The organism is Bacillus sp. 2CMS4F (assembly GCF_023161785.1).
GTDB lineage: Bacteria > Bacillota > Bacilli > Bacillales > Bacillaceae > Bacillus > Bacillus halotolerans.
This window is the reverse complement of the sequence record NZ_JALNTO010000011.1, coordinates 1-26074: the sequence shown is the minus strand read 5'-3', so window position 1 is coordinate 26074 and position 26074 is coordinate 1. Positions and strand designations below refer to the sequence as shown.

The 26074-nt window shown below is 44.1% G+C and carries 32 protein-coding genes; 29 read left to right on the top strand and 3 right to left on the bottom strand.

Features of this window, described 5'->3' with window-relative positions:
• Positions 1–12 precede the first annotated feature (12 nt).
• Positions 13–135: a Z-ring formation inhibitor MciZ gene (gene mciZ / locus MTN95_RS15080; RefSeq protein WP_024121940.1), complete on the bottom strand. Its 123-nt coding sequence runs from the start codon at positions 133–135 to the stop codon at positions 13–15.
• Between the two features lie 73 nt (positions 136–208).
• Here mciZ and nudF point away from each other — a divergent pair, with 73 nt between their 5' ends.
• Positions 209–760 carry an ADP-ribose pyrophosphatase gene (gene nudF, locus MTN95_RS15075; RefSeq protein WP_105954900.1) on the top strand — a complete coding sequence of 184 codons (552 nt, stop codon included), beginning with the start codon at positions 209–211 and terminating at the stop codon, positions 758–760.
• Positions 761–762: 2 nt separating this feature from the next.
• On the top strand, positions 763–1929 hold the full coding sequence (locus MTN95_RS15070; RefSeq protein WP_248338798.1) for a TIGR00375 family protein: 1167 nt from the start codon (positions 763–765) through the stop codon (positions 1927–1929).
• Between the two features lie 3 nt (positions 1930–1932).
• Here MTN95_RS15070 and MTN95_RS15065 read toward each other — a convergent pair whose 3' ends face one another.
• Complete coding sequence (locus MTN95_RS15065; protein WP_024121939.1) at positions 1933–2283, bottom strand: helix-turn-helix domain-containing protein; 351 nt, start codon at positions 2281–2283, stop codon at positions 1933–1935.
• Positions 2284–2465: 182 nt separating this feature from the next.
• Here MTN95_RS15065 and ansA point away from each other — a divergent pair, with 182 nt between their 5' ends.
• The 23 genes from ansA to lysA all read left to right on the top strand — a co-directional run bounded on the left by ansA (position 2466) and on the right by lysA (position 22360).
• Positions 2466–3455: a type I asparaginase gene (gene ansA / locus MTN95_RS15060; protein WP_248338796.1), complete on the top strand. Its 990-nt coding sequence runs from the start codon at positions 2466–2468 to the stop codon at positions 3453–3455.
• Between the two features lie 45 nt (positions 3456–3500).
• The gene (aspA, locus tag MTN95_RS15055; protein WP_010334814.1) at positions 3501–4928 is read left to right on the top strand and encodes an aspartate ammonia-lyase; all 1428 of its coding nucleotides are present in this window, start codon (positions 3501–3503) and stop codon (positions 4926–4928) included.
• Between the two features lie 140 nt (positions 4929–5068).
• Positions 5069–6475 (top strand): malate-H+/Na+-lactate antiporter MleN, encoded by a 1407-nt coding sequence (gene mleN / locus MTN95_RS15050; protein WP_105954904.1) that lies wholly within the window; start codon positions 5069–5071, stop codon positions 6473–6475.
• Between the two features lie 15 nt (positions 6476–6490).
• Positions 6491–7813: an NAD-dependent malic enzyme gene (locus MTN95_RS15045; RefSeq protein ID WP_248338794.1), complete on the top strand. Its 1323-nt coding sequence runs from the start codon at positions 6491–6493 to the stop codon at positions 7811–7813.
• Between the two features lie 114 nt (positions 7814–7927).
• Positions 7928–8149, top strand: coding sequence for a hypothetical protein (locus tag MTN95_RS15040; protein WP_105954906.1), 222 nt, complete (start codon positions 7928–7930; stop codon positions 8147–8149).
• A 97-nt stretch (positions 8150–8246) separates the two neighbouring features.
• The gene (gene spoIIM, locus MTN95_RS15035) at positions 8247–8891 is read left to right on the top strand and encodes a stage II sporulation protein M (protein WP_024121933.1); all 645 of its coding nucleotides are present in this window, start codon (positions 8247–8249) and stop codon (positions 8889–8891) included.
• Positions 8892–9003: 112 nt separating this feature from the next.
• Positions 9004–9453, top strand: coding sequence for a ferric iron uptake transcriptional regulator (gene fur / locus MTN95_RS15030; RefSeq protein WP_024121932.1), 450 nt, complete (start codon positions 9004–9006; stop codon positions 9451–9453).
• A gap of 124 nt (positions 9454–9577) precedes the next feature.
• A complete protein-coding gene (locus MTN95_RS15025; RefSeq protein WP_010334808.1) occupies positions 9578–9805 on the top strand; it encodes a YqzK family protein in 228 nt (75 codons plus the stop codon).
• 7 nt (positions 9806–9812) lie between these two features.
• Positions 9813–10703, top strand: a complete 891-nt coding sequence (xerD, locus tag MTN95_RS15020) for a site-specific tyrosine recombinase XerD (protein ID WP_105954907.1) — start codon at positions 9813–9815, stop codon at positions 10701–10703.
• Positions 10704–10864: 161 nt separating this feature from the next.
• Positions 10865–12049, top strand: a complete 1185-nt coding sequence (gene deoB / locus MTN95_RS15015; protein ID WP_024121929.1) for a phosphopentomutase — start codon at positions 10865–10867, stop codon at positions 12047–12049.
• Between the two features lie 12 nt (positions 12050–12061).
• A complete protein-coding gene (locus MTN95_RS15010; RefSeq protein ID WP_105954909.1) occupies positions 12062–12877 on the top strand; it encodes a purine nucleoside phosphorylase I, inosine and guanosine-specific in 816 nt (271 codons plus the stop codon).
• Between the two features lie 157 nt (positions 12878–13034).
• Positions 13035–14204, top strand: a complete 1170-nt coding sequence (locus MTN95_RS15005; protein WP_105991705.1) for a D-alanyl-D-alanine carboxypeptidase family protein — start codon at positions 13035–13037, stop codon at positions 14202–14204.
• A gap of 95 nt (positions 14205–14299) precedes the next feature.
• The gene (spoIIAA, locus tag MTN95_RS15000) at positions 14300–14653 is read left to right on the top strand and encodes an anti-sigma F factor antagonist (RefSeq protein WP_010334804.1); all 354 of its coding nucleotides are present in this window, start codon (positions 14300–14302) and stop codon (positions 14651–14653) included.
• Positions 14650–15090 (top strand): anti-sigma F factor, encoded by a 441-nt coding sequence (gene spoIIAB, locus MTN95_RS14995; protein WP_248338792.1) that lies wholly within the window; start codon positions 14650–14652, stop codon positions 15088–15090. Before spoIIAA ends, spoIIAB begins: the two co-directional genes overlap by 4 nt.
• Before the next feature lie 11 nt (positions 15091–15101).
• Positions 15102–15869: an RNA polymerase sporulation sigma factor SigF gene (sigF, locus tag MTN95_RS14990; protein ID WP_024121925.1), complete on the top strand. Its 768-nt coding sequence runs from the start codon at positions 15102–15104 to the stop codon at positions 15867–15869.
• Between the two features lie 127 nt (positions 15870–15996).
• Positions 15997–16617, top strand: a complete 621-nt coding sequence (gene spoVAA, locus MTN95_RS14985) for a stage V sporulation protein SpoVAA (RefSeq protein WP_044154790.1) — start codon at positions 15997–15999, stop codon at positions 16615–16617.
• Positions 16607–17032 carry a stage V sporulation protein SpoVAB gene (spoVAB, locus tag MTN95_RS14980; RefSeq protein ID WP_024121923.1) on the top strand — a complete coding sequence of 142 codons (426 nt, stop codon included), beginning with the start codon at positions 16607–16609 and terminating at the stop codon, positions 17030–17032. Before spoVAA ends, spoVAB begins: the two co-directional genes overlap by 11 nt.
• A gap of 12 nt (positions 17033–17044) precedes the next feature.
• Positions 17045–17497: a stage V sporulation protein AC gene (gene spoVAC, locus MTN95_RS14975; protein ID WP_024121922.1), complete on the top strand. Its 453-nt coding sequence runs from the start codon at positions 17045–17047 to the stop codon at positions 17495–17497.
• 12 nt (positions 17498–17509) lie between these two features.
• Entirely contained in the window at positions 17510–18526 is a 1017-nt protein-coding gene (gene spoVAD / locus MTN95_RS14970; RefSeq protein WP_024121921.1) for a stage V sporulation protein AD, read from the top strand.
• Positions 18527–18877, top strand: a complete 351-nt coding sequence (gene spoVAE / locus MTN95_RS14965; RefSeq protein ID WP_003230467.1) for a stage V sporulation protein AE — start codon at positions 18527–18529, stop codon at positions 18875–18877.
• 7 nt (positions 18878–18884) lie between these two features.
• A complete protein-coding gene (gene spoVAEA, locus MTN95_RS14960; RefSeq protein ID WP_248338790.1) occupies positions 18885–19502 on the top strand; it encodes a stage V sporulation protein SpoVABEA in 618 nt (205 codons plus the stop codon).
• On the top strand, positions 19447–20934 hold the full coding sequence (gene spoVAF / locus MTN95_RS14955) for a spore germination protein (RefSeq protein WP_248338787.1): 1488 nt from the start codon (positions 19447–19449) through the stop codon (positions 20932–20934). The genes spoVAEA and spoVAF overlap by 56 nt, the downstream gene beginning before the upstream one ends.
• Before the next feature lie 106 nt (positions 20935–21040).
• On the top strand, positions 21041–22360 hold the full coding sequence (gene lysA / locus MTN95_RS14950; protein WP_024121918.1) for a diaminopimelate decarboxylase: 1320 nt from the start codon (positions 21041–21043) through the stop codon (positions 22358–22360).
• Between the two features lie 28 nt (positions 22361–22388).
• Here lysA and MTN95_RS14945 read toward each other — a convergent pair whose 3' ends face one another.
• Positions 22389–23261, bottom strand: a complete 873-nt coding sequence (locus MTN95_RS14945) for a DUF1002 domain-containing protein (RefSeq protein ID WP_059336647.1) — start codon at positions 23259–23261, stop codon at positions 22389–22391.
• A gap of 257 nt (positions 23262–23518) precedes the next feature.
• On the opposite strand from MTN95_RS14945, the gene MTN95_RS14940 reads away from it, so the two are divergent.
• From MTN95_RS14940 to MTN95_RS14925, 4 genes are all read left to right on the top strand, one after another.
• Complete coding sequence (locus MTN95_RS14940) at positions 23519–23950, top strand: peptidylprolyl isomerase (RefSeq protein WP_003223931.1); 432 nt, start codon at positions 23519–23521, stop codon at positions 23948–23950.
• 528 nt (positions 23951–24478) lie between these two features.
• Complete coding sequence (locus MTN95_RS14935; RefSeq protein WP_010334793.1) at positions 24479–24685, top strand: zinc ribbon domain-containing protein; 207 nt, start codon at positions 24479–24481, stop codon at positions 24683–24685.
• Positions 24686–24840: 155 nt separating this feature from the next.
• Positions 24841–25395: a signal peptidase I sipS gene (gene sipS, locus MTN95_RS14930; protein WP_227597649.1), complete on the top strand. Its 555-nt coding sequence runs from the start codon at positions 24841–24843 to the stop codon at positions 25393–25395.
• Positions 25396–25631: 236 nt separating this feature from the next.
• Positions 25632–25976: a hypothetical protein gene (locus MTN95_RS14925; protein ID WP_024121915.1), complete on the top strand. Its 345-nt coding sequence runs from the start codon at positions 25632–25634 to the stop codon at positions 25974–25976.
• The last annotated feature ends 98 nt before the right edge of the window (positions 25977–26074 follow it).

The following is a 26074-nucleotide window of genomic DNA, read 5'->3' as shown; positions in this document are numbered from 1 at the left end:
AGTTTTCAACTTTTACGGCTCGGAAACCCAATCTTTCACATACCGGAATGTGCGCCCGTATTCCTTGAGCTTCGCCCGCACCTCCCACGCTTTTCCCACTAAAACGACGCCCTTTTGCATACGGTACACTTTCATAAAGAAGCCCCCTTTTCTCTAGTATGATAAAATGTATGGGGCATGATATAGAGACAGAACGGGAGATGAAGAAATGAAACACTTAGAAGAAAAAACAATTGCTAAAGAACAGATTTTTTCGGGTAAAGTTATTGATCTTTATGTAGAGGACGTCGAGCTCCCAAACGGAAAAACGAGTAAACGCGAAATTGTAAAACACCCGGGTGCGGTAGCGGTGCTGGCTGTCACAGACGAAGGGAAAATCATAATGGTGAAACAATTCCGGAAGCCGCTGGAGCGGACGATCGTTGAAATACCGGCCGGAAAGCTGGAAAAAGGAGAAGAGCCGGAGTATACGGCGATTCGGGAGCTGGAAGAAGAAACAGGATACACAGCGAAAAAGCTGACGAAAATCACAGCATTCTATACATCGCCCGGTTTTGCCGATGAAATTGTTCACGTTTTTCTTGCGGAAGAGCTGTCTGTGCTTGAAGAAAAACGGGAGCTTGATGAGGACGAGTTTGTTGAAGTGATGGAGGTGACGCTTGAAGACGCACTGAAGCTGGTTGAGTCGCGTGAGGTATACGACGCAAAGACAGCCTATGCGATTCAATATCTTCAGCTGAAAGAAGCGCTGCAAGCATAAAAATGAAAAAGATTTACGCGGATTTACACATTCATATCGGCCGGACCTATACAGGAAGGGCTGTCAAAATAACAGGTGCAAAAACCCTGACGGTGGACCGGATTTTGGTTGAGGCCAGTGAATATAAAGGGATTGAACTTCTGGGGATTATTGACTGCCATTCCCCGGAAGTCATAATAGAGCTTGAGGAAGGCATTGCTTCAGGCAGGTATCACGAGCTTGAGGGCGGCGGAATCCGTTATCGCAGCACAACTCTTTTATTGGGAAGCGAGCTGGAGATTTACGATGAAGCCTGCAGCGGGCCGATTCATGTGCTCGTTTTTATGCCGAATCTCGCTGATATGAAACAATTTTCAGCCTGGCTTTCAGCGCGGATGAAAAATATTCACTTAAGCTCGCAGCGGATATACGAAACAGGCTTGAACCTTCAAAAAAAAGTAAAGGAAATGGGCGGATTGTTTATCCCCGCCCATATTTTCACGCCCCACAAAAGCTTGTACGGAAAAGGGGTTAAGTCAAGTTTAACTGAAGTTTTTGATTCTTCTATGATAGATGCGGTCGAGCTTGGTTTAAGCTGTGACACACCTATGGCTTCGCGGGTATCTGAATTGAATAAATATTCATTTTTAACAAATTCTGATGCGCATTCCTTAGGGAAGATCGGCAGAGAATATAATGAACTATATGTGCAGTCAGCTGATTTTTCTGAGTTTGCTCTTGCATTAAAGGGGCAGGACAACAGGAAAATTACTGCAAATTACGGATTAGATCCGCTGTTGGGGAAGTATTATCAAACGGCTTGTGAAGTATGCGGGGAGCGTACAGTGAGCGGGGCAACGGCGTGCGCGGAATGCGGAAGTGCCAGATTGACAAAGGGTGTCAGCGAGAGACTGCGCGAACTGAGTGATCAGTCTGGAAAAGGCATAACGCGTCCTAGATATGTCCATCAGATACCGCTGCAATTTGTTCCGGGTGTCGGACCGAAAACCCTGGACAAGCTGAAGACTGCCTTTGGCACAGAAATGGCTGTTCTCCATGAGACTTCAGAGGAGGATCTGGCTCGGGTTGTTCCGCTGAAAACCGCCGCTCTTATTGTGAAAGCGAGGTCAGGAAAGCTTGAACTGAAAGCCGGAGGAGGAGGAACCTACGGGAAAGTTAGTCCTGAGTGAAAATTAACTCAGTTCCTCCTGGACTTTTCTCTTTGTCCGGATAAAGGTGATCAACTGTATAATTTCGTCTTCAGACAGCGGCTTGCCGTCAACAGCAATATCAATGTCAAGGCTGCTCCACGTGGTCAATTCAATGGTCTGAGGAGCAGTCTGCTTTTGCTTTGGGCGGCCTAAGAGGTCATCGCAGGTTGTGTCAAAAAGGTCTGCCAGCATTGCCAGCGCCTCAAGCGAAGGGCGGCGGTAGCCGGATTCGTATCCCGCGTATGTGCTTTTTGCGATGCCCAGGAGGTCAGCAGTATATTGAAGCGACCAATTTTTCTTTTTTCTCAATTCAGTTAAACGATCTAAATTCATGGACTTCCGCTCCTTTTTCAACTTGAGCTGATTATATCATATAGGTATTCGGAAGTGTACGCGAATTGAATAATAATGTCTTGCGTATTTTATTTTCCGTGTCTATAATTGCATTAAAAGTATGCGAAAAGCGAATGCCTTCTCGCAAACCCATCTTTAGATATAGTGAAGAGGTGTATGGTATGAAAAAATTATTGATGTTGACAACTGGGGGAACGATCGCTTCAGTTGAAGGGGAAAACGGGCTTGCCCCGGGGGTGAAGGCTGACGAGTTGTTAAGTTACGTATCAAAACTTGATAACGATTACACGATGGAAACCCAATCGCTTATGAATATAGACAGCACCAATATGCAGCCTGAATACTGGGTGGAGATAGCGGAAGCCGTTAAGGAAAATTATGATGCCTATGACGGGTTTGTTATTACCCATGGTACAGATACAATGGCCTATACATCTGCCGCATTATCTTATATGCTGCAGTATGCTAAAAAGCCGATTGTGATTACAGGCTCGCAAATTCCGATTACCTTTCAAAAGACAGACGCCAAAAAAAATATTACAGATGCCATTCACTTTGCCTGTGAAGGCGTAGGTGGGGTTTATGTTGTGTTTGACGGCAGAGTCATTCAAGGAACACGTGCGATCAAGTTAAGAACGAAAAGCTATGACGCGTTTGAAAGCATCAATTATCCATATATCGCTTTTATTACAGAAGACGGGATTGAATACAACAAACAAGTAACGGAACCTGAGAACGACTCCTTCACGGTTGATACGTCACTATGCACAGATGTTTGTCTGCTTAAGCTGCATCCGGGCTTAAAGCCGGAAATGCTGGACGCTCTGAAAAGCATGTACAAAGGAATTGTCATCGAAAGTTATGGCAGCGGAGGCGTTCCGTTTGAAGGCAGAGACATTTTGTCCAAAGTAAATGAGCTGATTGAAAGCGGCATCGTTGTCGTCATTACGACTCAATGCTTGGAAGAAGGCGAAGATATGAGTATTTACGAAGTCGGCCGCAGAGTCAATCAGGACTTGATTATTCGCTCTAGAAACATGAACACTGAAGCAATCGTTCCTAAATTAATGTGGGCACTCGGCCAATCCTCAGATCTGCCAGTCGTAAAAAGAATTATGGAAACACCGATTGCCGATGACGTTGTCCTGTAAAAAAGCTAAAACTATAACCATTATAGAGAAAGTAGGTTAAAGATTATGTTGAACGGCCAAAAAGAATACCGCGTGGAAAAAGATTTCCTTGGAGAAAAACAAATTGAAGCAGATGTCTATTACGGCATCCAAACGCTGCGTGCTTCAGAAAACTTTCCGATTACGGGATATAAAATCCATGAAGAAATGATTAACGCGCTGGCGATTGTAAAAAAAGCTGCCGCTCTTGCAAACATGGATGTAAAACGGCTGTATGAAGGAATTGGCCAAGCTATCGTACAAGCCGCTGACGAGATTCTGGAAGGCAAGTGGCACGACCAGTTTATCGTCGATCCGATTCAAGGCGGCGCTGGTACATCCATGAACATGAATGCGAACGAGGTCATCGGAAACCGCGCGCTTGAAATCATGGGTCATAAAAAGGGAGAATACATCCACTTAAGCCCTAACACACACGTTAATATGTCACAGTCAACAAACGATGTGTTTCCGACAGCTATTCATATTTCCACACTGAATCTGCTGGAAAAACTGCTTAAGACAATGGAAGACATGCATGGTGTGTTTAAACAAAAAGCACAGGAATTTGATTCTGTCATTAAAATGGGACGGACTCACCTCCAAGACGCTGTTCCGATTCGTCTCGGCCAGGAATTTGAAGCATACAGCCGTGTTCTTGAGCGTGATATTAAACGCATTAAACAATCCCGGCAGCACCTGTATGAAGTCAACATGGGCGCTACTGCTGTCGGCACTGGACTGAACGCCGATCCGGAATATATCAAACAAGTCGTTAAACACCTTGCTGATATTAGCGGACTGCCTCTTGTCGGCGCTGACCATCTTGTCGATGCAACGCAAAATACAGATGCTTACACAGAAGTTTCTGCATCATTAAAAGTCTGCATGATGAACATGTCGAAGATCGCAAACGACCTTCGTTTAATGGCATCGGGACCGCGCGCCGGACTTGCGGAGATCTCTCTGCCTGCCCGCCAGCCGGGATCTTCCATCATGCCGGGTAAAGTCAATCCGGTTATGGCGGAGCTCATTAACCAAATTGCGTTCCAGGTGATTGGAAACGATAATACCATCTGCCTAGCTTCAGAAGCAGGTCAGCTTGAGTTAAACGTTATGGAGCCAGTGCTCGTCTTTAATCTGCTGCAATCAATCAGCATTATGAACAATGGTTTCCGTTCCTTCACTGACTATTGCTTAAAAGGCATCGAAGCTAATGAAAAACGCTTGAAACAATACGTAGAAAAAAGCGCTGGCGTTATTACCGCTGTGAATCCGCATCTTGGCTATGAAGCGGCTGCCCGAATCGCCAGGGAAGCGATTATGACAGGCCAGTCCGTACGTGATCTTTGCCTTCAGCATGATGTGCTGACAGAAGAAGAACTGGATATCATTTTAAATCCATACGAGATGACAAAGCCAGGGATTGCTGGAAAAGAGCTATTAGAAAAATAAAATTTAAACAAAATGCAGCTTATTCACCCCTGAATAGCCGGTGAATAAGCTGTTTACAAGCATAGGGATGAGGAAGTATAGTATACGTGTTGCACTATTTATTGAAAGCGTTTTAGCTTTTTCATTAAGGGGGACTTCTTTTGAAGGATGTAAGATTGCCAACACTATTTGAAATTATTATCGTACTAGGAGTATTTTTGGCACTTGTCATGTCGTTTACAGTCTTTTTGGACTTGCCGATACAGCTTGCGCTTTTTATTTCCTGGTTTATTGCAATGATTCTCGGAATCAGACTCGGTCATTCTTATAAAGATTTGCAGAATGCGATTCTTAGCGGAATATCAAACGGTCTCGAAGCCGTTCTGATTCTCGTTTCAGTCGGAGCGCTCATCGGAACATGGATCGCCGGAGGCGTGGTGCCGACTTTGATTTATTATGGATTAGAATTTATTCACCCTAGTATCTTTTTACTCGCAACGTTAATTATTTGTTCTATTATGTCTGTGGCAACGGGAACGTCATGGGGAACAGTTGGAACAGCCGGCATCGCCATGATCGCAATTGGTGAAGGCCTCGGAATCCCGCTTCCTCTTGTAGCGGGAGCCATTCTTTCCGGAGCTTATTTCGGGGACAAGCTGTCTCCTCTGTCTGACAGTACAGTCCTGGCTTCTTCATTATCAAAAGTGGATGTATTGGACCACGTCAGAGCGATGCTTTATTTATCAATACCAGCATATGTGATTACGGCTATTCTCTTTACAGCTGTTGGATTTATGTACGGCGGGAAAAATATTGACCTCGACAAAGTTGAATTTTTGAAATCTTCATTGCAGAATACATTTGACATTCATATTTGGATGCTGATCCCGGCTGTAATCGTTATCGTCTTATTAGCGATGAAAAAGCCATCTATGCCGGTTATCGTAATTGGTGCATTGCTTGGCGCTGTCTGGGCTGCTGTTTTCCAAGGCATGAATTTCGCGGATGCGATTGCAACAGCCTACAACGGGTTCTCTATTAAAACAGATGTTGAATTTTTAAACGGCCTCTTAAACCGCGGAGGCATCGTAGGCATGCTCGGGTCTCTCGTCGTGATTATCTTTGGTCTCGGTTTTGGCGGGTTGCTTGAGAAGCTAGGTGTGTTAAAAGTCATTGTTTCATTGTTTGAAAAGAAATTGACATCAGCGGGCAATGTGACATTATCTACGCTGATTGTAGCATTTTTGGCGAACATCTTCGGGTGTGCCATGTATGTATCTCTTATTTTGACACCGAAGATTATGGAAGACAGCTATGACCGTTTGCATCTGGACAGAAGAGTTCTCTCCCGTAATTCAGAGGTCGGAGGAACATTGACTTCAGGTATGGTTCCTTGGTCTGATAACGGCATTTACATGGCCGGAATTTTAGGAGTTTCTACCTTCTCTTATCTGCCGTTTATGTGGCTCAGTTTTGTCGCAATAGGTCTTGCCATTATCTATGGTTATACAGGAAAATGTATATGGTATACGAAAAACGATACAGCTCAAGCTGAAAAACTAGGCTAAGGGGAGGATCACTGAATGATAGCGAAACACATGATTCGGACACTGATGATAGAAACGCCTTCGGTTCCCGGAAATCTCGGAAGAGTGGCTACAGCAATCGGCCTTCTGGGCGGAGACATTGGTGATGTGGAGACGGTAAAAGTCGGACCCAATTACACGATGCGCAATATTACTGTACAAGTGGAAAATGAAGAACAGCTTCAGGAAGTGATCATGGCTGTTCAGGCTCTTGGCGAAGGGATCAGGCTTCACACGGTATCTGATGAAGTCCTGTCTGCCCATGAAGGCGGAAAAATCCAAATGAAAAGCAAAATGCCAATCCGTTCGCTGGCAGAGCTCGGGCGCGTCTATACCCCAGGTGTAGCAGACGTCTGCAGACTGATCGAGAAAGAACCTCAGAAGGCTGATATCTATACAACAATCAGCAACTCGGTCGCAATTGTAACCGATGGAACAGCGATTCTCGGCCTTGGTAATATCGGCTCTGTGGCGGGAATGCCTGTTATGGAAGGAAAGGCAGCGCTGTTTGATCAGCTGGCAGGAATCAGCGGTATCCCGATTTTGCTGGATACAAGTGATCCTGAAGAAATCATCAATACGGTAAAACATATTTCACCAGGATTTAACGGCATCCTGCTTGAGGATATCGGGTCACCGCATTGCTTCGAAATTGAAGATCGCCTAAAAGAGGAGCTCAGTATCCCTGTCATGCACGATGATCAGCATGGGACAGCTGTCGTCACGCTGGCAGCTGCCATTTCGGCATGTAAAAGCGCGGGCGTTGACTTGAAAGAAGCAAAAGTGGGGCAGATCGGCCTCGGCGCAGCGGGCGTAGCCATCTGCCGGATGTTTATGGCTTACGGCGTCAAAGCTGTATGTGGAACAGACAAATCAGAGGCGGCGATGAATCGTCTTGAGCAATACGGCGGACAGACAGCTGCCAGCATCGAAGAGTTAATGGAAACATGTGATATTGTCATTGCCACAACAGGAGTTCCTGGTTTAATTAAACCTGAATTCGTACGATCTGGTCAGGTCATATTGGCTTTATCCAATCCGAAGCCGGAAATTGAGCCTGAGGCTGCTTTGCAGGCCGGCGCAGCGTATGCAGCTGACGGGCGGTCTGTGAATAATGTGCTTGGCTTCCCGGGTATATTCAGAGGAGCACTGAATGCCAAAAGCAAGGAGATCAATCACGATATGCTTGTGGCGGCAGCAGAGGCCATTGCAGCCTGCACAAAGCCAGGTGATGTGGTTCCGCAGCCGCTGGATTCAAAGGTCCATCACGAAGTGACAGCTGCCGTTGAACGCGCAGCTCTTACAGCGGTCAAACATTAAAATGAAAACAGCACCTGGCACGACAGGTGCTGTTTTTTTCTGACAGGTTCAAAACATTTTAATAACAAGTTCCATTTGCTATAATGAACCAAAATGAAACAGGGAGTGATCAGCATGGCAAAAAGCCGAGCGAAAAGAAAACGGGAGCATCTGCTTAGAAACAGCGGACGGGACGCCTTATTATCAAGAGGCAGTTCTCCATCCTTCAGCACCCATGAAAGAATGACAAAAAGCATAAAAGACATATTGAATAAAAGAAAGCATAAACACAAAAATCCTTATGATCATAATGCATTTGATGATAGGGATTTTTTTATGCCCGAAACCGCCGCCTAGCAATCTCTATCGTTTCTTTTTGAAAAAGAGCATGTTTTTTCGTTTCTTTCATACAATCTATTAAATCAAATCAATAGAGCGGGCGGGAGGAAACGATATGCGGAAAATTTCTTATAAGGACATGTTTCTCGGGCATGTAAAGGATCATCTCTCTCTTTATATATTTGTGTCTGTCCTGTTTTTCATGGGTGTGATTTTTGGCGCTATTATTGTCAACAGCATGACGATCAGCCAGAAAGAAGATTTATATTATTATTTAAGCCAATTTTTCGGACAGCTATCAGACGGAAAGCAGGCCAGCTCATCCGATATGTTTTGGCAAAGCATTTTTCATAATGTAAAGTATTTAGGGCTGATGTGGATTTTAGGCATTTCTGTGATTGGTATGCCGATCATTTTTATTATGATCTTTCTAAAAGGAATTGTCGTCGGATTTACTGTGGGATTTCTCGTCAACCAGATGGGAATCAGCGGTTTTTTCTTATCCTTTGTCTCGGTTTTGCCGCAAAATGTGCTGCTTATTCCGGCTTACCTCATTATGGGCACGTGTGCGATTGCATTTTCTTTAAAGCTGATCAGACAGCTGTTCGTCAAACGAAGTCTGCATGATGCGCCGATCCAGTGGTTCGGGCGATATGCTGTTGTTCTCCTGATCATTTTATTTTTAGCGCTGATCTCGTCTCTCTTTGAAGCATACATGTCGCCTGTTTTGATGGAAAAGCTGACATCGCGACTTTTTTAAAAACATTATTAAAAGAAAATCATTTTATTTATCAGTTTATAATAATTATAGTTGGAACTCCGCGCTTATTTTGTTATAATGAGTCATGGAATGCGGCGTAGGAGGGAAAGACATGGAAAACCGTATTGATCGAATTAAGAAACAGCTGCACTCATCCAGCTACAAACTTACGCCTCAGCGTGAAGCGACAGTAAGAGTGCTGCTTGAAAACGAAGAAGACCATTTAAGCGCAGAAGATGTATACCTCCTCGTAAAAGAGAAATCTCCTGAGATCGGTCTCGCAACAGTATACCGTACGCTTGAATTACTAACTGAATTAAAAGTCGTTGATAAAATTAACTTTGGAGACGGCGTGTCCCGTTACGATCTTCGTAAGGAGGGGGCAGCTCACTTTCATCACCACTTGGTGTGCATGGAGTGCGGAGCCGTTGATGAAATTGAAGAAGATTTGCTTGAAGACGTAGAAGAAGTCATTGAACGTGATTGGAAATTTAAGATCAAAGATCATAGATTGACGTTTCACGGCATTTGCCACCGCTGTAACGGAAAAGAAACTGAATAGACGATGCCGGGCTCGAACCTTTTCTCTTGGGGAAAGGGTTTTTTGCTGTTTCGACGTATAATTCCTTTCTGATTTGGCATATGGTTTAAATAACTGGAACCATAGAGAAAGGATCGATTGGGACATGGGAAGATTCCTGAAAACGGCTGTTGATACATTGAAGGTTTTTATTCTGTTCACAGGTTTTACCGCTCTCTTCTATTATGCTATGATATGGGTAAATCAAGAGTATGAAAACTATCATCGGTACGATAAACCGGAAGGCTCTGCCGTAAAAGTTGTTGAAATGGATGCGGAAGAAAAAGGCGGATGGTTTGACCGGTTAATCTTTTTTTACCAAAATGGGGAGTAGATCTAGAGTGAAAGATCAAATAAAGGATTTCATCCACTACGTCATGGTAGAGAGAGGGCTTTCTCAAAATACGGTGGTCTCCTATGAGCGTGACTTGAAAAGCTATTCTCTTTATTTAACAGAAACCCTTCATATCAACAATTGGAACGATGTGACCCGTATACATATTATCCAATATTTGAAGCACTTGAAGGACTCGGGGAAATCCGGAAAGACATCAGCGCGGCATTTGGCATCGATTCGCTCTTTTCATCAATTTCTGCTTAGGGAAAAGGTGACGGACAAAGACCCTTCCGTACATATCGAAACACAAAAAACAGAACGGACGCTTCCAAAGGTGCTGGCGCTGAACGAGGTTGAGCGGCTGTTGGACACGCCTAAGCTTACGAGTCCTTTTGGCTATCGGGATAAAGCGATGCTGGAGCTGCTCTATGCCACAGGTATCCGAGTCAGTGAAATGATTGAATTGAAAACGACAGATGTCCATTTGTCAATGGGGTTTGTCCGCTGTTTCGGAAAAGGGAGGAAAGAGCGGATTGTGCCGATCGGTGAAACCGCTGCTTCTGCTATTGAAGAATATATGATGAAAGCCAGGGGGAAACTGCTGAAGAACAAAGTGTCTGACGCACTCTTTTTAAATCATCACGGGAAGCAGATCAGCCGCCAGGGGTTTTGGAAAAATCTGAAGAAAATCGCGCTCGAAGCCGGAATCAAAAAAGAGCTCACCCCGCATACACTCAGGCATTCCTTCGCAACGCATCTGCTTGAAAACGGGGCTGATTTAAGAGCGGTGCAGGAAATGCTCGGCCATGTGGATATATCTACGACGCAAATCTATACGCATGTGACAAAAACAAGGCTGAAGGATGTGTACAAGCAGTACCATCCGCGTGCCTAGCCGCAGCAGGCTGCGGCTTTTTTCTTTAGGCCAGACAGAAAATAATGAAGTTTCTCATTATTTTCAAATGCATTGTCAACGGGAATGAAAACGGTTTATACTTGAGTTGTCAGACCTCTAGGCGATACAATAGACGTATAGAAAAAAAGGAGGCTTTTATGATGCCTGCATACAAATATAATCGCGTGTTTTTAATCGTAATGGATTCAGTCGGAATTGGCGAAGCGCCTGATGCCGCCGACTTTAACGACGTAGGCGCCAATACGCTCGGGCATATTGCTGAGCACATGAACGGATTACATATGCCGAATATGGCAAAACTCGGCCTTGGCCTTATTGGTGATATCAAGGGCGTTGAAAAAACAGAACAGCCGCTCGCGTACTTTGGAAAAATGCAAGAAGCGTCAAACGGCAAAGATACAATGACAGGCCATTGGGAGATCATGGGCTTATACATTGATAAACCGTTTAAAGTGTTCCCTGAAGGCTTTCCTGATGAACTGCTTCAGGAGCTTGAGAAAAGATCGGGCCGCAAAATTATCGGAAACAAGCCGGCTTCTGGCACAGCTATTTTGGATGAACTCGGCAAAGAGCATATGGAGACAGGCGCTTTAATTGTGTACACTTCAGCTGACTCTGTTCTGCAAATTGCCGCTCACGAAGAAGTTGTTCCGCTTGAAGAACTGTACCGCATTTGTGAAACGGCGAGAGAGCTGACGCTTGATCCGAAATATATGGTAGGCCGTATTATCGCACGGCCGTTCGTCGGCGAACCGGGACATTTCAAACGGACGCCAAACCGCCACGACTATGCGCTTAAGCCGTTTGACCGCACTGTGATGAATGAATTGAAAGACAGCGGCTTAGATGTCATTTCAATCGGAAAAATTTCTGATATTTATGATGGAGAAGGAATTACGTCTTCCCGCAGAACGGTATCCAATATGGACGGAATGGACAAGGTGGTTGACACGCTCGGAGAAGACTTTACGGGTCTGAGCTTTGCAAACCTTGTTGATTTTGACGCCTTATACGGCCATCGCCGTGATCCGGAAGGCTACGGACGCGCGCTTGAAGAATTTGATGCTCGTCTTCCGGAAGTATTCGAACAAATGAAAGAAGATGATCTGTTAATCATTACAGCCGATCACGGCAATGATCCGATTCATCACGGAACAGACCATACACGTGAGTATGTGCCGATTCTTGCATACAGCAAAAAACATGAGAAAGCGCAAATGCTGCCGCTCGCAGATACATTTGCCGATATCGGCGCAACCATCGCCGATAACTTCCAAACAAAAAAACCGAAATACGGTAAAAGCTTTTTATCTTTATTACAATAGGGGGACTGTTTCTTGAAAGACAGAATTGAACGCGCAGCCGCTTTTATTCAACAAAATTTGCCTGAATCACCAAAGATCGGCCTTATTTTAGGCTCAGGTCTTGGTATTTTGGCTGATGAAATCGAAAATCCTGTTAAGCTGAAATATGAGGATATCCCGGAATTCCCGGTATCAACGGTTGAGGGACACGCCGGACAGCTTGTGCTTGGCACACTTGAGGGAGTTACCGTCATCGCCATGCAGGGCCGCTTTCATTTCTATGAAGGGTATTCAATGGAAAAAGTCACTTTTCCTGTTCGCGTCATGAAAGCGCTTGGAGTCGAGGCTTTGATCGTGACAAATGCGGCAGGGGGCGTAAACACTGAATTCCGTGCGGGAGACTTAATGATCATTACAGATCACATTAACTTTATGGGGACAAACCCATTAATCGGGCCAAACGAAGCAGATTTCGGCGCCAGATTTCCTGATATGTCTTCAGCCTATGATAAAGATCTTTCCAGCCTGGCTGAAAAAATTGCGAAAGACCTTAACATTCCAATTCAAAAAGGTGTGTATACCGCTGTGACAGGTCCTTCCTATGAAACACCGGCGGAAGTGCGCTTTTTAAGAACAATGGGTTCTGATGCAGTCGGCATGTCTACCGTACCGGAAGTGATTGTGGCAAACCATGCGGGTCTCCGCGTACTCGGCATTTCCTGTATTTCGAACGCGGCAGCCGGAATTTTGGATCAGCCTTTATCTCACGATGAGGTCATGGAAGTGACAGAAAAGGTGAAAGCTGGATTCTTGCAGCTTGTGAAAGCGGTAGTTGCTAAGTATGAATAAAAATGGAATTCAGAAAAGATAAAAAGACAGCTGTTTCTAATTGAAACAGCTGTCTTTTTTTATGTCGAAAAAGTCCCGAAACATTTTCCAACAGTGGTGTATAAAACCATTCAGCTTGGAAAAAATAAAAAGGATTATGAAATGGAGGGCTTTTGAGATGAAACGTCTTTTATCCACTTTGTTGATTGGTATGATGCTGCTTACATTTGCACCGTCCGCATTTGCAAAACAAGACGGAAAACATACATCGGAGCTTGCTCATGAAGCCAAGTCTGCGGTGCTGATTGAACGTGATACAGGAAAAGTGCTTTACAACAAGAACAGCCGTGAGAGACTGGCGCCTGCAAGCATGACAAAAATCATGACGATGCTTTTAATCATGGAAGCCTTAGACGAAGGAAAAATCAAGATGAGTGATAAGGTCCGTACGAGCGAACATGCTGCTTCAATGGGCGGATCACAGATTTTCCTTGAGCCCGGGGAGGAAATGACAGTTACAGAAATGCTGAAGGGCATTGCGATTGCATCAGGAAATGACGCGTCCGTAGCGATGGCTGAATTTATTTCAGGCTCCGAGGATGAATTTGTGAAAAAAATGAACAAAAAAGCGAAAGAGCTGGGATTAAAAGATACATCCTTTAAAAACCCGACCGGCTTGACCGAGGAAGGGCATTACAGCTCGGCTTATGACATGGCAATTATGGCTAAGGAATTATTGAAATATGAATCAATCACCAAGTTTACAGGTACGTATGAGGATTATTTACGTGAAAACACAGATAAAAAGTTTTGGTTAGTGAATACAAATAGGCTTATCAAATTTTATCCCGGTGTAGACGGCGTCAAAACAGGCTATACAGGAGAAGCGAAATACTGCCTGACCGCTTCGGCTAAAAAAGGGAACATGCGGGCGATTGCTGTTGTGTTCGGGGCAAGCACACCTAAGGAAAGAAATGCACAAGTCACAAAGATGCTTGATTATGCTTTCAGCCAATATGAGACACATCCTTTATACAAACGAAATGAAACGGTAGCAAAAGCAAAGGTCAAAAAAGGCAAACAAAAAGTGATAGAACTCACCACTTCTGAGCCGATTTCTGTATTGACGAAAAAAGGCGAGGATATGAAACATGTGAAAAAAGAAATTAAAATGAACAACAATGTGAGCGCTCCGGTTCAAAAGGGCCAAGAGCTTGGCACGCTGGTGTTGAAAAAGGACGGAAAAGTGCTTGCTGAAAGTCCTGTCGTCGCCAAAGATGATATGGAAAAAGCCGGATATTTAACATTTTTAAAGAGGGCAATGGGAGATTGGACAAAATTTAAGTAATTATGCCGAATGATCACTAGTTTTGTCACGGTGAAGGAATTCATTCCTGCGAAATCGAAACACTCATTATCCGATCATATCAAGGAGGAATGAGCATGAGCCTTGGAATTGACATGCATGTCAAAGAATCAGTGCTTTGTATTCGATTAACAGGCGAACTCGATCACCATACGGCTGAAACGCTGAAACAAAAAGTAACGGAATCATTGGAAAAGGATGATATTCGTCATATCGTGCTGAATCTGGAGGACCTTTCCTTTATGGACAGCTCGGGGCTTGGCGTTATTTTAGGCAGATACAAACAAATTAAGCAAATTGGCGGGGAAATGGTCGTTTGCGCCATCTCTCCGGCAGTGAAACGGCTGTTTGATATGTCTGGCCTGTTTAAAATTATTCGTTTTGAACAATCTGAGCAGCAGGCACTGCTCACGCTGGGGGTGGCATCATGAAAAATGAAATGCACCTTGAATTTTCCGCTCTCAGCCAAAATGAATCGTTTGCGCGTGTGACAGTTGCTTCATTTATTGCACAGCTTGACCCGACCATTGATGAACTCACTGAGATCAAAACCGTGGTGTCAGAAGCGGTGACGAATGCCATCATCCATGGTTATGAAGAAAATGGCGACGGAAAAGTATATATTTCGGTGACGCTGGAAGATCATGTCGTATATATGACCATCCGTGATGAAGGGCTCGGCATTACAGATCTGGAAGAAGCCCGGCAGCCTTTATTCACAACAAAGCCTGAGCTGGAGCGTTCTGGAATGGGCTTTACCATTATGGAAAATTTCATGGATGATGTCAGTATCGATTCATCACCCGAAATGGGGACGACGATTCGCTTAACAAAGCACTTATCAAAAAGCAAAGCGCTTTGTAATTAAGGAGATTTGTTATGGATGTGGAGGTTAAGAAAAACGGTAAGAACGCTCAGCTGAAGGACCATGAAGTAAAAGAATTAATCAAACAGAGCCAAGATGGCGACCAGCAGGCAAGAGACCTCCTCATAGAAAAAAACATGCGTCTTGTTTGGTCTGTCGTACAGCGGTTTTTAAACAGAGGATATGAGCCTGATGACCTCTTTCAGATTGGCTGCATCGGGCTGTTAAAATCTGTTGATAAATTTGATTTAACCTATGATGTGCGCTTCTCGACATATGCAGTGCCGATGATTATCGGCGAAATCCAGCGTTTTATCCGTGATGACGGAACTGTCAAGGTGTCAAGATCATTAAAAGAGCTTGGCAACAAAATCCGCCGAGCGAAAGATGAACTTTCAAAAACACTGGGCAGGGTGCCGACCGTACAGGAAATCGCCGAACACTTGGAAATTGAAGCTGAAGATGTCGTGCTTGCCCAAGAGGCAGTAAGAGCTCCGTCTTCGATTCATGAGACAGTTTATGAAAATGACGGAGATCCGATTACCCTGCTTGACCAAATCGCCGATAACTCAGAAGAGAAATGGTTTGATAAAATTGCGCTGAAAGAAGCCATAAGCGATTTAGAAGAAAGGGAAAAATTAATCGTCTATCTTCGGTATTATAAAGATCAGACGCAGTCAGAAGTTGCTGAGCGACTGGGGATATCTCAGGTGCAGGTATCCAGGCTTGAAAAGAAAATATTAAAGCAAATCAAGGTTCAAATGGATCATACGGAAAGCTAGTCTGTCACTGCAGGCTGGCTTTTTGTTTTGCAAAAGCGTGGTAATTTATGGTCTTTTCAAGCGGATGAATGAGAACAAAATCGAACCACATACTACATATATAACCACCGAAAGATGGTGATCAATGATGGAACGACGACTATTTATCAGGCTTCGCCACCGCGTTTTGGCACATCCGGGGGATATCATAACGGTCGGGGATGCCGCGCAAATAGAAGGGCAGCATCAGCTGAAAAAGAAACTGTCGGCTATGCCGCTGTATCAGGTGAGCGAAAAAGATAAAAATATCGTAATTCTGGATATCATAAAAGTGCTCAAAGCCATTTATCAGCAGGATCCCACACTTGATGTTCAAACTGTGGGCGGAGCTGAAACCATTGTTGAAATTCAGTATCAGAAACGGCACATATCAACCGTTCTTTTTATCGGTGTCTGGCTGCTGCTGTTTATCGGATCGTGCCTTGCCATCATGAACTTCCATGAGGATGTCAGTATGGGAGATGTTCATATTGCGCTATATGAAATCATAACCGGAGAGCGGAATGACTATCCATATTTACTTCAAATCCCTTACAGCATCGGTTTGGGACTGGGGATGATTGTGTTTTTTAACCACATTTTTAAAAAGCGCCTTAATGAAGAGCCCAGCCCGCTGGAGGTTGAAATGTTTAACTATCAGCTTGATCTCGATCAATATGTGGCCATGCATGAAAATGAAGAAACAATAAAGGACCTGCATGATCGTTAGTGTATTGTTCATCATTTTTGTCGGGCTCGGCGGAGGCATCACAGTCGGGGCAGGTTTCGTGGCTTTTTTAACCGTGATGGGAATCATTCCGCGTCTGATGCAGCTCACCAAAACGATGAGATTTGTTCAAGCTTATGAAGCGGCTGTTATTCTCGGTGCGGTTTGCGGGGGCTGGGAAACACTGCATATGCACCATCTCTTTTTATCAAAGTGGATTGCCGTGCCGGTCGGGCTGTTGGCCGGAGTATTTGTCGGGATGCTTGCAGCCGCGCTGACAGAAGTGTTAAATGTCCTTCCGATCTTGGCTAAACGAATCGGCCTCAGAAGTAAAATCATTATTCTATTAATGGCCATTGTCATTGGAAAAATCGCGGGATCTTTATTTCATTGGCTGTATTTTATTCATCATTCATAAGGAGGTTTTAATATGACAAACATAAAAGAAAACTACAAATCAAAAGTAAAAACATATCAGCCAAAGCCGCCTTACGTATGGAACTGTGTAAAAGCCTTTCTTGTAGGCGGTTTGATCTGCATGATCGGGCAAGGTCTGCAGAATTTTTATATCCATTTTTTTGATTTTAACGAAAAAACAGCAGGCAACCCTACGGCGGCAACGCTGATCCTATTGTCAGCGTTGCTCACCGGATTCGGCATTTATGACAGAATCGGTCAGTTTGCAGGCGCAGGATCAGCTGTACCTGTCACCGGCTTTGCCAACAGTATGGCAAGCGCGGCTCTTGAGTATAAAAGCGAAGGTTTAGTATTGGGAGTAGCGACAAACATGTTTAAACTGGCGGGAAACGTCATCGTATTCGGTGTTGTGGCTGCTTACATCGTCGGAATGATTCGGTTTGCTTTTGAGAAACTGATGTCATAGGAGGAGAAAGAAATGAAATTAACAGGAAAGCAAACCTGGGTGTTTGAGCATCCCTTATTTGTCAATGCAGCGGGAACAGCAGTAGGGCCTAAGGAAAAAGACGGTCCGCTCGGGTCTTTATATGATAAAACCTATGACGACATGCACTGTAATCAAAAAAGCTGGGAAATGGCTGAAAGGCAGCTAATGGAAGACGCCATCAATACCGTGCTGCAAAAAAACAATTTGAAAAAAGATGATATTGATCTTTTGCTTGCAGGCGATCTGTTGAATCAAAATGTCACAGCCAACTATGTGGCAAGGCATCTGAAAATCCCGTTTCTTTGCATGTTTGGCGCATGCTCAACATCAATGGAAACAGTTGCTGTTGCATCTGCCTTAGTCGATGGCGGATTTGCAAATCGGGCGATTGCTGCTACAAGCAGTCACAATGCCACGGCCGAAAGACAGTTCCGCTATCCGACGGAATACGGCGGGCAAAAACCGGATACTGCGACATCTACTGTAACTGGGAGCGGTGCGGTTGTCATTAGTCAGACACCGAGTGATATTCAAATTACAAGTGCAACTATAGGGAAGGTGGCTGACTTAGGAATTACAGACCCGTTTGATATGGGATCAGCCATGGCTCCTGCTGCTGCTGATACCATTAAACAGCACTTTCAAGACATGAACCGCACAGCAGACGACTACGATCTGATCCTGACGGGAGACCTTTCCGGCGTCGGATCCCCTATTGTCAAAGATATCTTGAAAGAAGAGGGATATCCGGTCGGCACAAAACATGATGATTGCGGGCTTCTGATTTATACACCAGATCAGCAGGTGTTTGCCGGAGGAAGCGGCTGCGCTTGTTCCGCGGTTGTAACCTACTCACATATTTTCAAGCAGCTGAAAGAAGGAAAATTAAACCGTGTGTTTGTAGTAGCAACCGGGGCGCTGTTAAGCCCGACTATGATCCAGCAAAAACAAACCATTCCGACCATCGCACACGGGGTTGTATTTGAACGTGCAGGAGGTGCATCTTAAGTGGACTATCTTTTGGCTTTTGTTTGCGGAGGCGCCATTTGTATTGTCGGGCAGCTGCTGCTGGACATATTTAAATTGACGCCTGCCCACGTCATGACATCCTTTGTCGTCATCGGGGCGATTTTAGATGGTTTTGGCATTTACGATAAATTTATTGAGTTTGCTGGAGGAGGCGCCACGGTTCCGATTGTCAGCTTTGGCCACAGCCTTCTGCACGGTGCCATGCATCAGGCGCATATTCACGGATTTATCGGAATCGGTATGGGGATATTCGAGCTGACATCTGCCGGTATCTCAGCCGCCATTCTATTCGCCTTTATCGTCGCTGTTATTTTTAAACCGAAAGGATAATGCCGAGATGACGACAAAACGCAAGGTCATACTGGTAACAGACGGAGATGTGTATGCTGCTAAAACAATTGAATACGCCGCAAGAAGAGTTGGGGGGAGATGTATTTCTCAATCAAAAGGCAATCCCTCCACCCGCAGCGGCGCCGAGCTTGTCAGGCTGATTACATCAGCACCGTATGACCCTGTATTTGTCATGTTTGACGACTCCGGCCTTCAAGGAGAGGGACCGGGAGAAACCGCTCTGACCTATGTGGCCACTCATCCGGCAATTGAAGTGCTCGGTGTGATTGCGGTAGCGTCGAAAACCCATCAGGCTGAATGGACCAGGGTTGACGTAAGCATTGACCGCAATGGAGAGATAACAGAATACGGCGTGGATAAAATCGGAGAGAGGGAATTCGATGAACACAGAATGAACGGGGATACGGTCTATTGCCTTGATAAACTTGATCTGCCGCTTATCGTTGGTATCGGGGATATCGGCAAAATGGGCAGGAAAGACGATATATCGAAAGGGTCGCCAATCACCATGAAAGCGGTCGAGTTTATTTTAGAAAGGAGCGGGTATCATGCCGGACAAACAGGAAGAGAAAATCCGGGTTTATCGGAATCCAGACGAAAATGAAGCTTATTTTAAAAATCGCGTCGGAATGGGAATCAGCTATGATGTAGGTGTTCGCAAGCTTACCATTTTAGACAGAGAAGTTCAGCTGTACTATTTGAATGGATTATGTGACACTGCCTTTATCATTCACTTAATGAGAGAGCTTGTTGCCATAAACAACCGGACAGGAAAAGAGGACCCTGAAGAGCTGGTCGATATCGTTGAAAACAGGCTGCTCAACGCCCAGGTCGAAAAAGTAAAAACGCTGGATGAAACCACCGACCAGGTGCTGTCCGGGTTAGTCGCAGTTATTGTCGAAGGTGCAGGATTTGCTTTTATCATTGATGTCAGAAGCTATCCGGGAAGAAATCCGGAAGAACCGGATACGGAAAAGGTGGTCAGAGGCGCCAGAGACGGATTTGTTGAAAATATCGTCGTCAATACCGCGCTTCTCAGAAGACGGATCAGGGACGAACGCCTTCGCGTCAAGATGACAAAGGTCGGCGAGCGTTCAAAAACGGATCTGAGCATTTGTTATATCGAAGACATTGCAGATCCGGATCTTGTTGACATCGTGGAAAAAGAAATTGCTGCTATTGATGTCGACGGATTAACAATGGCAGACAAAACAGTCGAAGAGTTTATTATCAAACAAAGCTACAACCCGTTTCCGCTCGTCCGTTATACAGAAAGGCCCGATGTGGCGGCCAATCACGTACTTGAAGGCCATGTCGTGATTATGGTTGATACATCGCCGAGTGTGATCATCACGCCGACAACCTTATTCCATCATGTTCAGCATGCTGAAGAATACAGACAGGCTCCTTCTGTGGGAACCTTTTTAAGATGGGTACGATTTTTCGGCATTCTTGCTTCTACTTTATTTCTCCCCATCTGGTTTCTCTTTGTTCTTCAACCGGAATTGCTGCCAGAGAATCTAAAATTTATCGGATTGAATAAAGATATGCATATCCCGATCATTCTGCAGATTTTCTTAGCTGATTTAGGAATTGAGTTTCTCAGAATGGCGGCTATTCACACACCGACCGCTTTATCTACCGCAATGGGATTAATTGCCGCGGTTCTAATCGGGCAAATTGCCATTGATGTGGGGCTGTTCTCTCCTGAGGTCATACTGTATGTCTCGCTTGCCGCTATTGGAACCTTTACGACGCCAAGCTATGAATTAAGCCTGGCAAATAAAATGGCCCGTCTTACACTTATGATATTAGTAGCGCTCTTTCATGTAAAAGGGCTCGTTATAGGATTTACTGTTCTTATTATTGCCATGGCCAGCATAAAATCCCTTCAAACCCCATACTTATGGCCGCTCATTCCGTTTAACGGAAAGGCGCTGTGGCAGGTGCTGATTCGCACGGCGAAACCTGGTGCGAAAGTAAGACCAAGCATTGTTCACCCAAGAAATCGCTTAAGACAGCCTACCAATTCATAATCGCATTGAAACTGACTGAAGAGTATGATAATGTATGTCTTAATTATGAAAGGACAGTCCATAAAACTGTCCTTTTCACCCATAAGCGGAGAAAGAGGGAATGACATTGTTCTTACACGGCACTAGCAGACAAAATCAACATGGGCATTTGGAAATCGGAGGTGTGGACGCTCTCTATTTAGCTGAAACATACGGCACGCCTCTTTACGTATATGATGTGGCTTTAATACGTGAGCGTGCTAAAAGCTTTAAGCAGGCATTTATAACTGCAGGGCTGACAGCGCAGGTCGCGTATGCGAGCAAGGCATTCTCTTCTGTTGCGATGATTCAGCTTGCCGAGGAAGAAGGGCTTTCCTTAGATGTCGTGTCTGGAGGAGAACTTTACACAGCTGTTGCAGCAGGATTTCCGGCGGAGCGCATTCACTTTCACGGAAATAACAAAAGCAGGGAAGAGCTGCGAATGGCGCTTGAACACCGTATCGGCTGCATTGTGGTTGATAATTTCTATGAAATCTCGATTCTTGAAGACCTGTGCAAAGAAACTGGGCACTCAATTGATGTTCTCCTGCGGATTACCCCCGGAGTAGAGGCGCATACACATGACTACATTACAACGGGACAGGAAGATTCAAAGTTTGGTTTTGACCTTCATAACGGACAAACTGAACAGGCGATTGAACAGGTTTTACAATCAGAACACATTCAGCTGCTGGGTGTTCATTGCCATATCGGTTCGCAAATTTTTGATACAGCCGGTTTTGTGCTAGCGGCAGAAAAAATCTTCAAAAAACTTGACGAATGGAGAGAAGCTTACTCATTTGTTTCAAAGGTGCTGAACCTTGGAGGCGGTTTTGGCATTCGTTATACGGAAGAAGATGAACCGCTTCATGCCACTGAATATGTAGAAAAAATCATCGAAGCTGTAAAAACAAATGCAGCCCGCTATGGATTTGACATACCGGAAATTTGGATCGAACCGGGCCGCTCGCTTGTAGGAGACGCAGGCACAACACTTTATACAGTCGGCTCCCAAAAAGAAGTGCCGGGTGTCCGGCAGTATGTAGCTGTTGACGGAGGAATGAACGACAATATACGTCCGGCTCTCTATCAGGCAAAATATGAAGCTGTTACAGCTAACCGTATCGGTGAAGCGCACGATAAAACGGTATCGATTGCCGGCAAGTGCTGTGAAAGCGGAGATATGCTCATTTGGGATATTGACCTGCCGGAAGTAAAAGAAGGAGATCTGCTTGCTGTTTTCTGTACAGGCGCTTATGGCTACAGCATGGCCAATAATTATAATAGAATTCCAAGACCTGCTGTTGTATTTGTAGAAAACGGAGAGGCTCATTTAGTCGTAAAAAGAGAAACGTACGAGGATATTGTAAAACTGGATCTGCCATTTAAAACGAGTGTGAAGCAATGAAAAAAGCGCCGGGAATTCGGCGCTTTTTTTATTTGAATATAGAAACAATCGCGTTCCAGATGGAAACGAAGAAATCAATGACTTTCTGGATAAAGTTCTTGCCTTCATCTGAGTCTAAAAATTTACTAATCTTATCTTTCGCTTTATCAAGCTGGTCACCGACCTGTCCCCAGTCGATATCAACATTTTTCATCTTATTGAACAAGGATACAAGCTGATCCTTTTGGCTGTCTGTCAGTGTGACGTTTAAATCGGAAGCCGCATCATCCACTTTTTTCTCAATATCGGCTTTATTGTCAGGCACACCGTTTTTAGCAAACTCTTCTTTTATTTTTGCAATCAGCGCAGCCGCATTTTCGTCACCGATTTTGTCACCAAGCTCTGAGGTCGTCACAAGCTCTTGGTTGGCGACTTGCTTAACGTCTTCAGAAATCGCTTCGTCAGAAGAAACTTCATATGCTTTAATCAAGCCTGTCAAAGCCGCAGTACCGGACACTTCAAACGGAGCGGTAACATAAACCTTCGCGTCCTTAACGCCGGCTGTCATCAAGGCATTGAGGTACATTTCATCCGTAATGCCGCTGATATTATGTGTCTCAACATTTAATCCGGAGCCTTTTTTGGCAATGGTAATAGACGATGATGAAATCGCTCTTGAGCCAATTTGCGCGCTTGGTATATATTTTCCTAAATATTCGTGTTCTTCCTTATTGGTAACGGTCACGGTTGTGGCATTATCAGGGACATTCATTTCATCAAGCACTTTTTGCTTATCTGATTCTGACAAATTTGCACCAAGTGTCACGATGACATCTCCGACTGCGGCATCCGCGAGACTGACTTTCGGAATCGTCAGCAGCAAAACGGCCGCTGCCAGCATTCCAATCCATATTTTTTTCAAAGCAGTTGACCTCCTTCATTTCACAAGCAGCAGTTAAAGCTGCTTTGCGAGGACCTGAATCATGATGAAAAATACAGTTCCGATAGGTTAGACGGAGATAGAGAGGTTCAGGTTTCATTTTTATTTTGGAGAAAAGCCGGGAGAGTCGTTTTCCCCAAAAAGGTGTGGTATAATAGCCGCGACAAGGAGAGACAAGCCATAATGATGATACATAAATTTCTCCTTTGAAAATTAAAATAAAGAAAGTGGGCATACAATTGAAAACAGGTTACTTTTTATTAGAAGATGGCAACAAAATTGAATTTGAACTTTATCCGGAAGCAGCACCGGGTACAGTTGCAAACTTTGAAAAGCTTGCAAACGAAGGATTTTACGACGGCCTTACATTCCACCGAGTCATTCCAGGCTTCGTCAGCCAAGGCGGATGCCCGCACGGTACTGGCACAGGCGGTCCCGGATACACAATCAAATGTGAAACAGAAGGAAACCCGCACACACATGAAGCAGGCGCACTCTCTATGGCACACGCAGGAAAAGATACTGGCGGCAGCCAATTTTTCATCGTCCATGAGCCGCAGCCTCATTTAAATGGTGTTCACACGGTATTTGGCAAAGTAACAAGCGGTCTAGAATTCGCGAAAAACATGTCTAACGGTGACGTGATGAAAGAAGTTCGCGTAGAAGGCTAATAGGCAGGCAGAAAGCTCCCGATATGAGGGAGCTTTTTTTTTTCGCTCACAGCCTGATCTGGCTGTGGCAGTTAACAAACAGACGTTTTTAAGGTAGAACGAGGAGGCATAGAGAGATTTGAGTTAAATCCTATAGCTATGTTTCAAATCATAAGTGTTCAATCACAATTGTATTCAATCCGACGGAACCAAAACACTGATTTTTGATACGTTCAGCGGGCTTATAGAAAATGCACTGCCTACGCTGTTCCCTTCAATATGATTCAACGTAATGGGAAAATCATCCCTATCTCTTCTTCTCTATATACATATTAGAGAGCGTATGAAATAGCTTAAACGAACCAGTAAAAAACAAAATGAGATTGTAAGCTAGTCCGCGTTTGTATGGGTGGAGCATTCCTTACAGTCAGATACACTCATCAGGGAAAAATTAAACAAATTTTAAAGTTGACATGCTTCATCCCAAACGGCATTTGTAGTAAAATGAAATCATATCAATGTCATTTTTTTGAAAAGGAGCTGCGTTTGATGAACAACAAGGGCTGTATAAAATGCGGAAGCACTGAAGCTGGCCAAAAAGAAATTGCCACAACTGGAACCGGATTGTCAAAGTTGTTTGATGTGCAGCATAACCGTTTTCTCGTCGTCTACTGTAAGAAATGCGGATATTCGGAGTTTTATAATAAAGAAACTTCAACTGCCGGCAATATATTGGATTTGTTCTTTGGAGGCTGATTGATTCTTCTCCCGATTTCATTAGGAAATGGGAACAAATTGATTCTGGCAGAAGAATAAATAGATGTGAAAATTTTCTTCAATGGTCCTAATGGGATTTCTTATCGATTCGTGATAACATAAATTGAAGACCGTTGTTTATTGGAGGAACTCAGTTGAAAGCGGAAACCGTTTCTAAGAAAAAATCAATATTTGAATGGGCCAAAGCGATTATTATCGCAGTTGTTCTGGCATTACTCATCCGCAATTTTATTTTTGCGCCGTATGTCGTTGACGGTGAGTCCATGGAGCCTACCCTTCTTGACCATGAAAGGGTATTTGTCAATATGACAGTTAAGTACATAGGCGAGTTTAAGAGAGGGGATATCATCGTACTAAACGGGGATGATGTCCACTATGTCAAGCGGCTGATCGGCTTGCCGGGAGACACAGTCGAAATGAAAAACGACCAGCTTTATATCAATGGAAAAAAAGTGGCTGAGCCTTATTTGAAGGCAAATAAAAAGCAAGCAAAAGAAGATGGATATGCCCATCTAACTGATGATTTCGGCCCGATCAAAGTGCCTGATAACAAATATTTTGTGATGGGTGATAACCGCCGAAACTCAATGGACAGCCGAAACGGGCTTGGACTCTTTACGAAAAAACAAATTGCGGGTACGTCAAAGTTTGTTTTCTTCCCATTTAACGACATTCGTAAAACCAACTAGGTATAAGCAGTTTCCTGAAAAGGAGCTGCTTTTTTATTCTTTTTCTCATGCATCCCCTAAAACCAGAACATAAATTCGTATATCTATAGAAAAGAAATTTTTGCAGAAATGCGAAACATATTCCCGTTATGCATCGTTATATTAATAATTTACGAGAATTTACGTTTTTTTATTCATGAAAAAAAGGAATAACTCATATGAATGAATAGATTCATATTGGCTGGAGGTTTTTTAAAATGGGAAGAATAAAAACCAAGATTACCATTCTGTTAGTGCTTCTGGTTTTGCTTGCAGGGGGGTATATGTACATAAATGATGTTGAACTGAAAGACGTTCCGACAGCGATTGGACAAACCTTGTCCTCCGAAGAAGAAGAGTATACAATCGAGGAATATCAAGTGACAAAAATTGACGGCACAGAATATCATGGAGAAGCAGAAAACGGCACGAAGATCATCTTCAACGGAAAAAAGCTAAATCAAGATTTGTCTGATATAAAAGAAGGCGATAAGATTAAGGCGTACTTCAGCAAATCAAAGCGGATCGACGGTTTAATCAAGGTTGCAAAAGTAAATGATTAAGTGAAAAACACCTTTCGGAACGGGACTGACCCCCGTTTTTGAGACAGGGATCAAAACACCTTTTATACAGCCAATTGCCGATAGCTTATCGGTGATTG